The organism is Enterocloster sp. OA13, assembly GCF_022440595.1.
GTDB lineage: Bacteria > Bacillota > Clostridia > Lachnospirales > Lachnospiraceae > Enterocloster > Enterocloster hominis.
On sequence record NZ_JAKNTF010000001.1, the window covers coordinates 2983374 to 2998753 of the forward strand.

Consider the following 15380-nt stretch of genomic DNA (forward strand, 5'->3'; position numbering starts at 1 on the left):
GGTTTTCCAAAGCCATCGTTGATTTGCGGGGCTGCTGGCGGTATAATAAAACTGTCAGCAGCTCCGTTTCTTTTTGAAGAAAAGGAGCGACAATATGAACAACAGAATAGACGCAATCTATGCAAGACAATCGGTAGACAAAAAGGACAGCATTTCCATTGAAAGCCAGATTGAGTTTTGCAAATACGAATTGAAAGGTGGGAACTGTAAGGAATATACAGACAAAGGATACAGCGGCAAGAACACAGACCGTCCGAAGTTTCAAGAACTGGTGCGGGACATTAAGCGGGGCTTGATAGCAAAGGTCGTTGTTTACAAACTTGACCGTATCAGCCGTTCCATTCTGGACTTTGCCAACATGATGGAGCTGTTCCAGCAGTACAATGTGGAGTTTGTGTCCTCTACGGAAAAGTTTGATACCTCCACCCCAATGGGGAGAGCTATGCTGAATATCTGTATCGTGTTCGCCCAGCTTGAGAGGGAAACGATACAGAAGCGGGTGACGGACGCTTACTATTCCCGCAGCCAGCGAGGTTTCAAGATGGGTGGGAAAGCCCCTTATGGCTTCCATACAGAGCCGATTAAGATGGACGGTATCAACACAAAAAAGCTGGTGGTAAATCCAGACGAAGCGGCAAATATCCGGCTGATGTTTGAGATGTACGCCCAGCCCACAACCTCCTACGGGGACATTACCCGGTACTTTGCCGAACAGGGAATTTTATTCAACGGCAAGGAACTAATACGCCCCACGCTGGCGCAGATGTTACGCAATCCTGTCTATGTGCAGGCAGACCTTGATGTGTACGAATTTTTCAAAAGTCAAGGGACAATCATTGTCAATGACGCTGCCGACTTTACGGGGACAAACGGCTGTTATCTGTATCAGGGACGGGATGTGAAGCCCAGCAAGAAAAACGACTTGAAAGACCAAATGCTGGTGCTGGCTCCCCATGAGGGCATTGTCCCGGCGGATATATGGCTGGCCTGCCGCAAGAAGCTGATGAACAATATGAAAATCCAGTCCGCCCGGAAAGCCACCCACACATGGCTGGCGGGGAAAATCAAATGCGGGAACTGTGGATATGCACTTATGAGTATCTTCAATCCGTCCGGCAAGCAATATCTCCGCTGTACGAAACGGCTGGACAATAAAAGCTGTCCGGGCTGCGGGAAAATCATCACTTCGGAACTGGAAACGGTTATTTATCAGCAGATGGTAAAGAAACTGGCAAGCTACAAGACGCTGACAGGCAGAAAGAAAGCGGCAAAGGCAAACCCGAAAATTGCCGCCCTGCAAGTGGAACTTCTCCATGTGGACAGCGAGATTGAAAAGCTGGTGGACAGTCTGACGGGTGCAAACAATGTCCTGCTCTCCTATGTGAATGTGAAGATAGCGGAACTGGACGGGCGCAAACAGGAACTTGTGAAGCAGATAGCCGAGTTGACGGTGGAAGCCATAAGCCCGGAACAGGTCAGCCAAATTTCCGGCTACCTCGACACTTGGGAGAATGTATCCTTTGACGACAAGCGGCGGGTGGTGGACTTGATGATTACCACCATAGCCGCTACAAGCGACAGTTTGAACATCACATGGAAAATCTGACGGGCGGCACACCTCCCGTCAGACCGTTACCCTGTGTAGTCCCTTGTAAACTGTACTTTCGTATGTTCTAAATCATTAGCAAAAAGGCCGCCGGTATGTACCAGCGGCCTTCATTAACCATATCCTCTCCCCTATCACACCATATGCATATCCGCATAATTCATATACTGGTTCCAATCATACTCGTCCATATCATGGTCCCCGGTTTTATGGTGATGCCCCATACTGCCTTCATGAAGCGGGTTCTCCGGCAGGGGCGGCTCCGTCCTGTCCAGTCCTTTAAGACCGAACAGCCCATAGACAGGCGATGCCTGGACCAGGGATTCAAACTCAGAAGCAGGATCGGCCCAGCTGTCATTGGTCTTTGTTGACGTATAAACCATCCTGGGCGCCATCAGCGCTACCAGGAAATGCTGGTCAAAGGGCATCTCCTCTTCATGGCCCGCATACTTCTGATAATTTTTCGCAAACCAGAACGGGAAACGGTCCAGTATCTGTCCGATGCTCTCTCCTGTTTTTCCCCGGGAGATTGCATCCCCGCTGTTTCCGGAACAGCTGCTGACAGCCATTGCAAACCGCTCATCCTGGGCCCCGCACCACAGGGCTGTCTTACCTCCCCTGGAATGGCCTACAACGGCAGCCCTTTTCTCATCAATCAGCGGCTCTGTTTCAAAGTAATCCATTACCCGGCTTGCAGCCCAGGCCCATACAGTAATGGTCCCCCATGCATCGTCCGGGCGGGAATCCTGGTATTCCGGGAACAGCCTGTGAAAGCCGATGGAAAACCCCTCTTCATAATCCGGGGCCACCTCCTGGGTCCTGAACACGGCGCATGCATAGCCTCTGGAGATGATGGTTTCGGCCGGATAGAAGGAACTGTAAAACTCCCTTGCGGGGTCACAGTTCATCGTGCCCCTGTTGCAGATTTCCACAAAAGCCGGAACCGGCTTATCCGCGTTCACGGGAATAAACACCTCGAAGGTGAAAATGAAATTCCGGTTCCCGCGGACCGCCTCAACCTCCACGGTCTTACGGATGGCCCGTCCGTTCATGATTTTCCCGCCCTGCCTGACAGCGGCCACGCGTATGTTGATCTGTACGTCACCCATATCAGGAAGACGCCCATACTCTTCCCTCCTTAAAATCTCCAAGATTTCCGGTCTGCGTTTCCCTGTCCAGTCCTCTGCTGTTTTCACCTCTGTTCCGTCAAGACAGGTAAATAATGAGGGGACATTCCTCTTGTTTTCTGGTCTATATATCATTTGGGATTCTCCTTTTTCTTATATTCATTTCATTCATTCCCGCCGTCCGCCCTAAGGAATCCGCCAGAAGTACCCCCTTAGGGCATCCGGCGGAAAGCCACTTTCAAGCGCGCCCTAGACTTCCGCTTCCGCCGCTGCCTTTGCATTTTCCTGGGCTTTATGCATTGCGTGCAGCACCAGTGCCACGGCGATGACGCCGTTTGAGATAATGGTACGGAAATATTCCCCCACCTGGCTGTCATTGAAAATCTTCGTACCGGCGGCCGGAGCCAGCAGAAACAGCAGCTGGAACAGCACCACGCCGATAAATGCCTGTTTTACATTGGCCCGGTCAATGGACGCGCCTCCCACCAGCAGTGCGGCGATGGAGAAGGTTCCCACATTCTGCTGGGCCGTATAAGTACTGAACGTACCCATGTTCTGCAGGAAGGCAAACTGCCCCCAGGATGCCAGGACCGTGGAAAATATGGTTGCAATGATACGTATTCTGTTCACATTGATGCCTGCGGACTCCGCTATATGGATATCGTTCCCGACGCTCCTGAAATCCTGCCCCAGCTTCGTGTTCATGACAAACTGGCACAGCAGGCTCACCAGCAGGATAAAAATCAGGGTGATGACCGGAATACTGCATCTGCGGATAACGGCTGAGGTCACTGGAATCACCAGCAGCGCCGCCAGCAGGATTCCAAGACCTGCCCACCTTACAATCCTGCCCCTGCGCCCTGCTTTCTGTTCCTCATCCCCTGCTTTCCAAAGCCGATACCCGGTATAGACAGTGAATATGGCAAACCCGATGATGCACACAGTGGAAAGGGGCAGCTTATACGCCGCATCCAGGGCGCCTTTCATCCCCTCCTGCAGGTTCAGGGTGTCCTTCACGCCGATGCCTGTGCTGATACTCAGCTGGTCGTCCCAGAACGGGATCACAGTCCCAAGAAGCACCAGGAAAATCAGCAGGTATATGCCCTGGCCAAAATAGCCCGCAATCATTCCGGTAATCATTTCCTGGCCCCTTGTCCGGTTGAACAGCCTGCCCAGAAGATAGCCGCAGAGCACGGAAACCGCTGTACACATCACCAGCGCCGCCGCGATTCCGGCCACGCCCGTAAGCCGCCAGTGCGTCACGAAGATAAGGGCTGCCTGTGCGCTCATGGCTCCCACCACGATTCCGAAGTTCAGTCCCATGCCGGTCAGGATGGGTATGATAAGGGCCAGGACCATGATGCTGTTCCTCATGACACGGTTAATCAGGTCGCTGGCAACCACATAGGGATTCTGTCCCGCAATGGTATATGCCGCAATACACAGCATACAAAAGAATAAAACCACAATATTTTCTGAAATCCATTTTTTTATCTGATTCATTTTTGCCTCGAGCCCTTTCCTAACGCGTACAGAATAATACCATTGCTAATAATCATCCTTACAATATCCGAGATATTGCTTTCCGGCAGAATAACATTGGCCACCGGCAGGGACAATGTGAGCAGCCCCTGGAATATCATGACGCCAAACAATACGTTAAAAATAGACGCTTTTTTATTGGAAGCCCCTCCGATCAGTACTGCGGCCACTGCGGAAAACGACATCATTTTCGGCGAATCATAAAACTGCAGGAATCCAAAGCTCTGGGCATATACCAGGATACCGATACCGCCAAGGACCGTGGACAGGGTAATACCCCATATCCTCATCCTGTCAACATTGATGCCGTTCGCCCGGGCAAGTCCGGGATTCTGTCCCGCGGCCCGCATCATGGTACCTGTCTTGGAATGCATATAAAGATACATCAGGAAGCACATGGCAAAAAGGAACAGGAACGTACCCGTCGGAATGACCAGGTCCCCCAGATGGATTGGAAGGAACCCGTCCAGGATATCCGCCCAGTATTCCGCCAATGTAACATCCTTCCTCACGCCGCGTCCCATCTGCATCCTGAGGACCAGGTTGTTAAGGGGAACGAACAGCCAGACAATACACATGATGGAAATCATGGTAAAACCCACATAGGTGGCAATAATCATCTCAGAACCCTTGACCCGGTTCATAAGCAGCCCGTAAAGGTATCCAAACACCAGGGAAAACGGGATGGAGCATATGATTGCAGCCGCAAAGCCGGCAAGCCCGGTCAGTTTCAGGTTAAGGCTGATAAGACCGCCGATGAGTCCGCAGATAATGCCGATGGGAAGCGCAAAGTTCATGCCTGCCCCGCATACCATGATAGGCACCATGGTAAGTACCAGGACGCCGTTCATTGCCATCCGTGTAAATGCCTGGGAAAACAGGGTTGCCGTATTCAGGCCCAGCATCGGGACCATGGCAGCCACCACAAGGAAAAAGGTTACAGCCACAATCCTTGTAAATCCGAAATCTTCGATATATTTAATCATTTTGACTTTCATTATCACTGTACCTCCAATGCGTCCAGGCCGGACATCAAAAGGCCGAATGTCTCATCCGAATCCGTTGGTTTCAATACGCTTTTCACACGGCCGTCATAGACCACCGCAATCCGGTCGCACAGGGAACGCAGCTCCACCAGCTCGCTGGATGTAATGACAATGGTGATACCCTTTTCCCGGTTCAGGGTCAGGAGATAATCCAGGATTACCTTCTTGGCGCCTATATCAATCCCCCGGGTAGGCTCAGACACAAACAGCATATCCGGTTCAAATACCACTGCCTTGGCAATACAGACCTTCTGCTGGTTCCCGCCGCTTAAATCCGACGGGTGCTGCTCGCTGTTCACGCACTTAATCCCCAGCTCCCTGACCATGTCGTCAGCCGTACGTTTCATGGTCCTCCGGTCCAGCTGGCGGAAGAATCCATAGGATTTGAAAAACCTGTTTTTAATCTGCATCGCAAGCAGGCAGATATTCATCCGGATGCTTTCATCCATAAGCAGGCCGATTCCGCTGCGGTCCTCGGATACAAAGCCGATTCCGTCCTTAAGGACTTCCAGCGGACGGCCAAAGGGAAGTTTCTTCCCTTTATATATGACTTCCCCGAAGGCGGGGTATAAACCGGCTATCCCGTTTGCAATGGCAAGCTTCCCCTGCCCTGCCAGGCCGCAGAACCCAAGTATCTCACCCTTATGTATATCAATATCAACGCCCTTCACATTCTCCCCGGGCATCTTAACGCTCAGACCTTTAATCTGCATAATCGGGCCGTTTTTTTCAATCTCCTCCACGGGCCTGCCTGCAATGGCTGAAAAGTCAACATTCCTTCCCACCATCAGCTTTGCCAGCCCCACCACATCCACTTCCCCTTTTCCGATGGTGTCCACCAGTTCCCCGTCCCTGAGCACCACAATCTTATCCGATATCCCCATAACCTCATCCAGCTTATGGCTGATGAAGATTACGGCAACCCCGGCCGCCGAAATCTCCCTGATCGTATCCAACAGCCAGGTGGATTCCATGTCGGTCAGGACGGCCGTCGGCTCATCAAACACGATTAATTTGATATTCTTCTTGTCGATTTCCCTGGCTATCTCCACAAACTGCTTATAGCCCACGGACATGCTTCCAACCACTGTGGACGGGTCCACCTTCAGATGGATCTTATCCAGGGCTTCCTTTGTATCCGACTTCATGTGCCTGCGGTCCAGGGTGCTCATGCTGTTGCCCACTATGCGGCTGACCACATTGGGCTTCGTATTTTCACGGTTCAGCTTTACATTCTCGGTTACTGTATAGGACGGAAGCAGCATGAACTCCTGATGCACCATTCCAATGCCCAGGTTCATGGCCTGTCCAGGCGATGCCATCTGTACGGGCTGTCCTTCCCATATGATCTGCCCCTCATATCCCCCGGTATTCACAATACTGGCCATCCCAAACAGGATATTCATCAACGTGGACTTTCCAGCCCCGTTCTCCCCTACCAGGGAAACGATCTCGCCTTTGCCCACCTGCAGGCTGACGCCTTTGAGCACCTTGTTCCGATTGAATTCTTTTTCGATATTTTTCATTTCCAGAATTATATTCTGCATTCTTTTCTCCTGACAAACCCTGTTCATGATATAACTGTGCTGCCATGGCATGCCGCCAGCGGCAGCATGCCTGCAGGCCCTATATAAGGGCCTGCCTGTTACCAATTAGAATATATACATATCCCTTGAAACAGTGTACCAGTTTTTATACTCCTCGCCTGTCTGGTCATTCACACAGTTCTGATATGTGACGCTGTCCCCATAAATATCCTTCATCAGCTTCTTTACTTCTTCCACGTCAGGAAGGCCATCCACCTCGTTCACCTTGCCGTCGCAATAGTCAACCGCATACTGGAACAGGAATTCAAGCTCGCAGCGGATATAGGACTTATCCCAGCCCCCAACCCTTCCGTTCATATCATACTCACCCAGCTTATCGGAAATCAGCTTTGTCACGTACTCTGCATCGTATTTATGTTCATCATCCACCTCGAGGCCAAGGGCGCCGGAAAATGCGCTGAATGGTGACGGGTCCGTATGGCATGGATAGATGCCGCCGTTTTCCACAACCGCCTTTAACATGCTCTCCTGAATCGTGCTGACCGTTGCAAAATAGGCAACATCCTTGGTATCGTACTGCTGCATCAGGGACGGTATGTTTTCCAAAAGGAACTGCTGCGCGCCGCTGATTCCTGCATCACCGGCAGGATCCGGCATCGTAACCTGCTCAAACTTGACTCCGTTTGCCTCGCATACTTCCTGCATGGAATCCCTGTAGCGGACCTTCATGGAATTGCTCATATGGCGGGCAAAGCTGTAGAAAACAAAAACCTTTGCGCCTGTGTCAACCGCCATCTGTGCAACTGCCTTCCCGTATAACTCCGGGTCAATGGTCAGTAACAGGTCCCCAACCTTAGCCATCTCATATACGTCTTCATTCAGGGAACCAAACAGGAACTTAATGTCAGGGCGCTCTTCTTTAATCTTATTCACCGTTGCAATGGTACCGATATCCGCATTATCAAATATCATCACCTTTACATCCGGGTCCATGGCAATATTTAACGCTTTGGAGATCGTAACCTCCTGCTCATTCTGCGGGTCCTCAGGAAAAACATCCATGATGAACTTATCCAATCCATGCTTTTCAACCAGCAGTTCAGCCGTCCTGTAATATTCCTCACGGGTTGCCAGGGGACTGATCATCAGTCCGATCTTATAAGTTCCGGATGCATCCTCCGGCGCTGCCTCCGTCTGTTCCTGTGCCTCTGCCGCCGTGTCCTTTGCCGCTGCAGGGGCAGCTGGTTCTGGGCTTGAACCGCATGCCGTCATACCTGCAACCATAGATACCGCAAGTGCTGTTGCTAAAAATTTTTTCAACATATTCTTCTCCTCCTGATCATTGTACTATTTCCACAACCATACATGTATGTAAGCAATTACATTCTAGCATATATACCAGACGGCTGTCAATAAAATATCGACACGAATTTATATTTTATTTTTATTTATCAAAAAGGGGATTTCAGAGTAAGAGCACGATATTTTTGTGTATTTTTTATATATTAACGTTTTTTTATCCAATTATATAAACAAATTAATCAATTTTTACTATGGTTTTTATTTTTGTATCTGTTTTGTAAATTTGACATATCACTTATATTACACCACGATTCCCATATTTATATACTCGAGTTTATAAAAATGCCAACATTCATCTGGCGCAAACTTTAAAACTATGATAAAATAAATTGGAAAAATATCCAGGTACTTTCAATAGTTCCAAACAGGTTAGAAAGCGAGTATATCCATGAGGCAAAAGGTCACACGTAATGATGTCGCGAAACTGGCAGGAGTTTCCCCGGCAGTTGTTTCGTATGTTATTAATGATTCCAATTATGTAAGCCAGGAAAAACGGGAGGCTGTCCTGAAAGCTGTAAAAGAGCTTGAATACACCCCCAATGTTTTTGCTAAAAGCCTTAGGACCAACCGTTCCAACCAGATTGCACTGGTTGGGGATACCTTACAGGCAGAATTGTATGAAGAGCTTTCAGCTCAGTTATTCCAAAAGGGGTATTTCTCCTGTCTGTTTTACAGCCAGAAGGAGGATACTTTCATTAACAGATTGATAGAAGGACGGTTCGCTGCCATATTCATGGCAAGCAATGCTTTTACGGCTGAACAGCTGAACCGGATTGTCCAGAACGGGATACCGCTGATATTATATCAGAGCCGCGAATATATAGGCCTTGATCCAAGGATTGTCATCCGGGCTCCTGATATTTATAATGATGTGAAACAGATATTGAATTATTTAATCATGAAAGGGCACACACGGATTGCCTTCGTTGCCCCATTAAAATACAGGGCAACCGGGGCTGACGGTGATGATTTCCGGGCAAGGGCGTATTCCGAAACCCTTCAGGCCAATCACATCGAAGTCAACCCGGATTTCTTTTGCAGGCACACGCAGTCGGAGGCAAGCCTTCTGGAGGATGTGGTTTATATCATGACCTCCTACAATGCCAGCCAACGCCCAACCGCCTTTGTTGCCAGCGATGACCATATGGCTGCCCAGGTCATGCAGTGCATCAGGAAACTGAACCTGCGCATTCCCGATGATATTGCCATTGTGGGTTCAGGCAATATTGCCAGTTCCCAGATAACAACCCCGGAGTTAACCACCATCGACAGCGGGATCCCGGACTTTGCATCCGAAGTTGCGGATGCATTATTTTGTATGGCCAACGGTGAGACGCCGGATGACCGTCTGTACAAAGGCAGGCTGATCATCCGCGGCAGCACGTAAGCCCCATGGCGGTCCGCATCCTAATAATCCATTAAGCCCTGCAGCTTATCCACAACCTCCTCCAGCTCCGTAACCATTGGCATGCAATTGCCGCCGCTGCAGAGATAAAACGCTGCCCCTTTTCCAGGAAGCGGATAATCCCTGGTATAAGGGGCCAGCTCTCCAAGTGCCTGTGCATTGTCTTCTGTTTTTACGGTCACCGACAATCCCGGTGTAGTCTGCCCCAGACAGCCGAGCCTGGCCAGCAGCCGTGTCCGCTCTTCCCCGGCATAAGATGGGGACAGGACACACACCAGTTCTTTTGTCGGATACAGCACATCCATCATGACCAGCAGCCCATAGCTGTGGCCCGGTGGATATCCGGCCATGGCGCCGGCCAGATAGCGAAGCTGCTTATCCAGTATCTCCTGCCACTGCACCTCTCCTGTAATCTGGGCCAGCTGCTGAAGTACACGTGCAGCCGCAGAATTTCCTGACGGCACCGCCCCGTCATAGGCTTCCTTTGTCCTTACGATCAGCTGCTCCCCGTCCTCTGCATACAGATAGAAACCGCCGCGTTCCCGGTCAAAGAATTGCAGGACCATGGTTTTCGCCCAGTAAACCGCCTGTTCCAGATAACCAGTCCCAAATGTGACTTCGTACAGTTCCAGCAACGCCAGCGCATAACAGGCATAGTCATCCAGTTTCCCCTGGCCCGCGGCATCCCCGTCCCGGTAGCGCACCAGCAGACGCCCATCCTTCACAAGGTGTGTCCTGATAAATGCCTCAGCCCGTACAGCCATATCCACATACTGCCCTGCGCCCAGCACTGCCCCGGCCATTGCACATGCGCATATCATCCATCCGTTCCATGAGACCAGGATCTTATCATCCTTGTGGAGATGCGCCCTGCGGATACGGTATTCATATAACTTCCTGCGGGAGGCTTCCTTCCCGGCAGTCTCGTAATCCTCATTTCCCAGCAGATTCGGTATATTCTTTCCTTCAAAGTTTCCTATTCCGGTAATCCCAAATTGACTGCAGAAGTCCGCCCCATCTTCCGACCCCAGCACCTGTTTTATTTCCTCAGGCGTGAACACATAATACCTGCCCTCCACGCCATCGCTGTCCGCATCCTGCCCGCAGTAGAAGCCTCCTGAAGCATGGGTCAGTTCCGCTTCCACATAACCAAGGATTCTTTGCACCACACGGGCATACAGCCCCCGCCCGGTAAGGCCGTATGCCTTTGCATAGGCCATCGCCAGCAGGGCATTGTCATAAAGCATTTTCTCAAAATGGGGCACCAGCCACTGTTCATCCGTGGAATATCTGGAAAAACCGCCGCCAATGTGGTCAAAAATCCCTCCCCTGTACATCTGTACCAGGGTATCCATCGCCATGTCCACTGCCCCTGGTTTGTTTTCCCTTACCCCGTATTCCATCAGGAACATAAGGTTGTGGGGCGTGGGGAACTTAGGCGCCTGGCCAAAGCCTCCATTCATTTTATCGAAACCATCCCCAAAGAGCCTGAAGGCCCGGTGCACTACTTCCAATCCCGGTTCTGCCGACACATCCGCCTGTTCCTGTTCCTTTAAAAAGGCCTCTATCCGGCCCGCACCCTCAAGGAGCCGTTCCCGTCCCCCCTTCCACTGCGCCGACACCGCTGCCAGCAGTTCCTCCAGTCCCACCCTGCCATACCGCGCTTTGGGCGGAAAATAGGTCCCGGAAAAAAACGGCCTGCAGTCAGGCGTCATGATGATGGTCAGCGGCCACCCGCCCTGCCCGTTCATGGCCTGACAGACCGACATGTATACGGAATCCACATCCGGCCGTTCCTCCCGGTCCACCTTAATACAGATATAGCCCCTGTTTAAAATCCCGGCAATCCCTTCATTTTCAAAGGACTCCCGTTCCATCACATGGCACCAGTGACATGTACTTTTCCTGCGGACCGTCAGCTATACCCAATAGATAGGAAAACAGGCTTATCCTGCGACCTTGCTTTCTCAAATGCCTCCTCCCCCCACGGATACCACTGCACCGGATTATATGCGTGCTGCAGCAGGTAGGGTGATTTTTCATTGATTAACCTATTGGGTTCATTCTTATGATTGTCCACGGGACCACCTCCTTTCTCAGAAAAAGGATATGTCTGCGGCTGCATACATATCCTCTTTGGCTTATTTGCTATTGATTTTCCTCAGTTAGCTTCCCCGGTTTGTCCCTTAATTATTCCCTGGCGGATATGACCCGCCGTCCTCCTGCAGTAAATTCCCGTAGGTAATCCCTTCCTTCATGACAAAGCTACAGTCCAGCAGTGCCTTCATGTCAGTCATCAGGTCTCGTTTCCAGCCAGCCAGGTCTGCATATTTGCCCGGTTCGACAGTGCCGATCCTATCCTCCAGCCCCAGGATGCCTGCATTTGTCCTGGTGGCCGCCTCCAGGGCGTCAAAGGGAGACATGCCGCTGTTCATCCAGGCCTCATATTCATAGCCGCTTTCATAATTCTGATGGGTTGCCACAAAATCAGTTCCGTATCCCAGACGTATCCTGCTGCTGCAGATAACTTCTCTGCCAGCCCTCAGGGCATCCTTATAAAGTTCCAGCTTTTTCCTGAACTCCGGCTGTTTATCCTTTATTTTCTCCGGGTCATAATGGACCGCTTCCTCATAAGGGGAAAATGTGGGAACCAGATAGATTCCCTTATCTTCCATCATTGCAGCCGTCTCCCTGTCCATCAGGCTTCCATGCTCCATTCCGTCAATCCCAAACCGGATCAGCTTCTGCATCAGTTCCCTGGTATATACATGGGCCGTCACTGTCTTCCCCAGTTCATGGGCCGTGGTAATGATGGCCTCCAGCTCTTCATCCTTCAACTGCTGCTGTACAGGTGAATCATAGGGTGTGAAGAATCCTCCGGTTGCCATGATTTTAATGAAATCCGTCCCGTATTTTACCTGTTCCCGGACCGCATTGGCAAAAAATGCTTTGCCGCTTCCAAGCCCGGGCCTCTGCTTCTGCATGTATGCGGAAAGTTCCGGGTTGCGGGCAAAGCCCTGGCTTAAATCCCCATGGCTGCCGGCGGTACACAGAAACACCGGCGCTGCCACGATCCGCGCCCCCGGCATGTACCCACGCTCAATAAACTCCTTTACATCCAGGACGCCATAGCCATTGCTGGTAATGCCGCCCACATGGCGGACCGTTGTAAACCCGCGGCCCAGGGCCATCCTGGCACAGCGGGCAATGGCCAGGGTCTTGGCCTCCTCGCTGGTGGTATAGACTTCTTCCCGGATTGTATGCCAGTCAATATAATCCATGTGCATATGGGCGTCTATCATTCCCGGTGTCACCTGGCAGTCTGACAGATCAATCTCCGCCGCATCCTCCGGGCGGGGAACCTGCGGACCCACTGCTGCAATCAATGCACCATCCACCAGGATTTTCCAATTCTGTTTCCATTCCCGTGTGACTCCATCATAGAGACGTCCACACAGGATTATTTTACGCTGTTGTTTCATCCAGACCTCCCTGACCCGCATCCTTAAATTCAAACTCCGGCGGTTCCTCCCCAAGGAGATGGCGTACGAAAAAGTCCAGTTTGCGCCGGATGAAATATAAATCCCCGGGCACATTGTGGTTGGCCCTTGGAAGGATAAGAAACTCATAATCCTTATTGTTCTGTATCAGACGGTCGCAGAGTCTCAGGGTCTGGGACATGCTTACATTGTCATCCATGGCGCCGCAGGCCAGGAAAAGCTTTCCTTTCAGATTAGATGCCAGGCGGCTTATGTCCCCCTTCCCATACAGTTCTTCCTCATATCGCCCATAATACCGCTCCGTCCAGGAATTTTCATACATCCTCTGGTCATAATTCCCGGCGGACGCCACACCGGCCTTATATACATCCGGATATTGCAGCATGGCTGATACGGTGGCGTATCCGCCTCCTGAATTGCCCCAGATGCCCACCCGCTTCAGATCAAGGAAAGGAAAACGTTCCTTCAGCGCAGGAAGACAGCTTACATGGTCCCTGAGTCCTGCACATTCATGAATCCCCTTCCAGCTGAAATCATGGAACGCCTTTCCTCTTCCGGGTGTTCCCCTGCCGTCCAATATGATTCCTGCAAACCCCAGCTGGGCAAATTCCTGCAGCCCTCCCATGACTTCCCTGCCCATGGCATTATCCCAGGTAAATCCGCGCGGTACATTATATAGCTGGGCGCCTCCGTAGACATAATCAATCACCGGATACTCCTTCCCGGCTTCAAAGCCCGATGGCCGCACAAGAATACCATAAAGCAGCGTAACCCCGTCGTCCGCCAGGACCGTGAACCGTTCCGGGTACCGGTATCCATTGGCCAGGAGTCCGGTCACATCCGCCCGCTCCAGTTCCCTGATCAATGTACCGTCCAATGCCCTGATTACCGTAACCGGCTCAGCGTCCACCCTGGAATAGGTGTCCACGAAGGTATGCTCCCCCATGCTGACCTGGTGTACCGCATCCTCCGGGGTAAGCCTTTTAAGGTATTTTCCGTCAAAGGAAACCACGTAAAGCTGATAATAAAGAGGGTCTGAGCATTCAGGCACATGATTGGCCATAAAGTAAATCTTTTTAGAGCCTTCGTCTACCTTTACCAGTTTTTGGGCAATCAGCGACCTGTCCGATTCGGGGAATAGGTCTCCTTCACAGTCACCTGTTTCCACATTATAACGGTATAAATGGGCATATCCGCTTCTTTCGCTCTGCCAGAAGGCCAGCTTCCTGTCTGTAGTAACAAAATTGGAAAATTGGTAGCTGCCAAATCCATCCAGCTGCCCAAAGGCGCCCAGGTTTAAAAATGTGTCTGTCCTTTCCCTTACAATAAGGCGTGTCCTGCCGTTCCCTGCCTCTGCCAGATAAAGCCGTCCCTCCTGATAGCCGCGGCCAAACCATGTAAAATAAAAGCTGCTGCAATCCAGCCAGCGCACAAAACTCTTTTCCCCGGATGTGAAGACCGGATCCAGATAGGGCGGAGCATCCACCATGACCATTTTCTTTTCCTTGACATCGCCCACGAAAAGCTGGAAATGAGGCAGTTCCTCATCGGAATCCACGGCAAAGGGGCATGGATATTCCCTAAGCCTTGGCCTGACATCCCAGGCCGAATCTGAATAGGACTCTATCAAATACAGGCTCTTTACCTTCCGGCGGTCTGCGCGGTATGTGATGAAATAGCGGCTGTCCGGACTCCACACCACCAGGGGATGCTCCACATATCCCTGCCTTTTTACCGTAACCTGGCTGTAGATATCCACATAGCACCCATATCCGCACAGTGCCTCACCGTCACTGGTCAGCTGGGTTTCCGCCCCGTCCTTTTCCCTGAGGTAAAGGTTGTGTTCCCTGGTAAACAGTCCGTATCTTCCGTCCGGGGACATGGTGACCGGGGACATGGGAATCGTGGACCCGGCGGACTGAGGGACAACAGAACCGGGCCTAAGGGACTGAGGGACAGCAGAACCGGGCCTAAGGGACCTGGACACCGTTCCATCCTCCCTGCATATCTTCTCTTCCCCCGTCAATGCGCTGACCAGCACCGTCACCTCTTCCATCCCATCCCCAACTGTGCTTTCCGGCCCATATCCGTCCCCACCCTGCACCCACACCTGGCGGGTATAGGTAAATTCATCCGGCCCTGTCCACCGGATCTGTGGACAGCCGTTAAGCACCATTTTCCTGGTGTTCCAGGGCAGCATCTTTTCTGCGGCCCTGTATTTATCAATTAAATCCATCATCTCATT

Annotated in this window: 11 protein-coding genes; 2 read left to right on the top strand and 9 right to left on the bottom strand. The window is 51.3% G+C overall.

The annotated features are described in order from the left end of the window. Positions 1–94: 94 nt before the first annotated feature. Complete coding sequence (locus tag MCJ35_RS13220; protein WP_025486812.1) at positions 95–1606, top strand: recombinase family protein; 1512 nt, start codon at positions 95–97, stop codon at positions 1604–1606. Between the two features lie 134 nt (positions 1607–1740). On the opposite strand, the gene MCJ35_RS13225 is transcribed toward MCJ35_RS13220, so the two are convergent. The 5 genes from MCJ35_RS13225 to MCJ35_RS13245 form a co-directional block, all read right to left on the bottom strand. Then, positions 1741–2868, bottom strand: coding sequence for an alpha/beta hydrolase family protein (locus MCJ35_RS13225; RefSeq protein ID WP_025486811.1), 1128 nt, complete (start codon positions 2866–2868; stop codon positions 1741–1743). 114 nt (positions 2869–2982) lie between these two features. Beyond that, positions 2983–4236, bottom strand: a complete 1254-nt coding sequence (locus tag MCJ35_RS13230; RefSeq protein WP_008717202.1) for an ABC transporter permease subunit — start codon at positions 4234–4236, stop codon at positions 2983–2985. Beyond that, positions 4233–5273: an ABC transporter permease subunit gene (locus MCJ35_RS13235; protein ID WP_025486810.1), complete on the bottom strand. Its 1041-nt coding sequence runs from the start codon at positions 5271–5273 to the stop codon at positions 4233–4235. The genes MCJ35_RS13230 and MCJ35_RS13235 overlap by 4 nt, the downstream gene beginning before the upstream one ends. A 2-nt stretch (positions 5274–5275) precedes the next feature. Next, positions 5276–6868, bottom strand: coding sequence for a sugar ABC transporter ATP-binding protein (locus tag MCJ35_RS13240; RefSeq protein WP_025486809.1), 1593 nt, complete (start codon positions 6866–6868; stop codon positions 5276–5278). Between the two features lie 105 nt (positions 6869–6973). After that, entirely contained in the window at positions 6974–8191 is a 1218-nt protein-coding gene (locus MCJ35_RS13245; RefSeq protein WP_240299519.1) for a DUF3798 domain-containing protein, read from the bottom strand. Positions 8192–8618: 427 nt separating this feature from the next. Between MCJ35_RS13245 and MCJ35_RS13250 the strand changes: the two genes are divergently transcribed. After that, entirely contained in the window at positions 8619–9617 is a 999-nt protein-coding gene (locus MCJ35_RS13250) for a LacI family DNA-binding transcriptional regulator (RefSeq protein ID WP_008717207.1), read from the top strand. 20 nt (positions 9618–9637) lie between these two features. On the opposite strand, the gene MCJ35_RS13255 is transcribed toward MCJ35_RS13250, so the two are convergent. From MCJ35_RS13255 to MCJ35_RS13270, 4 genes are all read right to left on the bottom strand, one after another. Beyond that, the gene (locus MCJ35_RS13255) at positions 9638–11512 is read right to left on the bottom strand and encodes a thioredoxin domain-containing protein (RefSeq protein ID WP_025486807.1); all 1875 of its coding nucleotides are present in this window, start codon (positions 11510–11512) and stop codon (positions 9638–9640) included. A 38-nt stretch (positions 11513–11550) separates the two neighbouring features. Further along, positions 11551–11715 (bottom strand): DUF255 domain-containing protein, encoded by a 165-nt coding sequence (locus MCJ35_RS13260; protein WP_008717209.1) that lies wholly within the window; start codon positions 11713–11715, stop codon positions 11551–11553. A 106-nt stretch (positions 11716–11821) separates the two neighbouring features. Then, complete coding sequence (locus MCJ35_RS13265) at positions 11822–13117, bottom strand: amidohydrolase family protein (protein ID WP_240299520.1); 1296 nt, start codon at positions 13115–13117, stop codon at positions 11822–11824. Further along, a complete protein-coding gene (locus MCJ35_RS13270) occupies positions 13101–15374 on the bottom strand; it encodes a S9 family peptidase (RefSeq protein ID WP_025486805.1) in 2274 nt (757 codons plus the stop codon). The genes MCJ35_RS13265 and MCJ35_RS13270 overlap by 17 nt, the downstream gene beginning before the upstream one ends. Between the last annotated feature and the right edge of the window lie 6 nt (positions 15375–15380).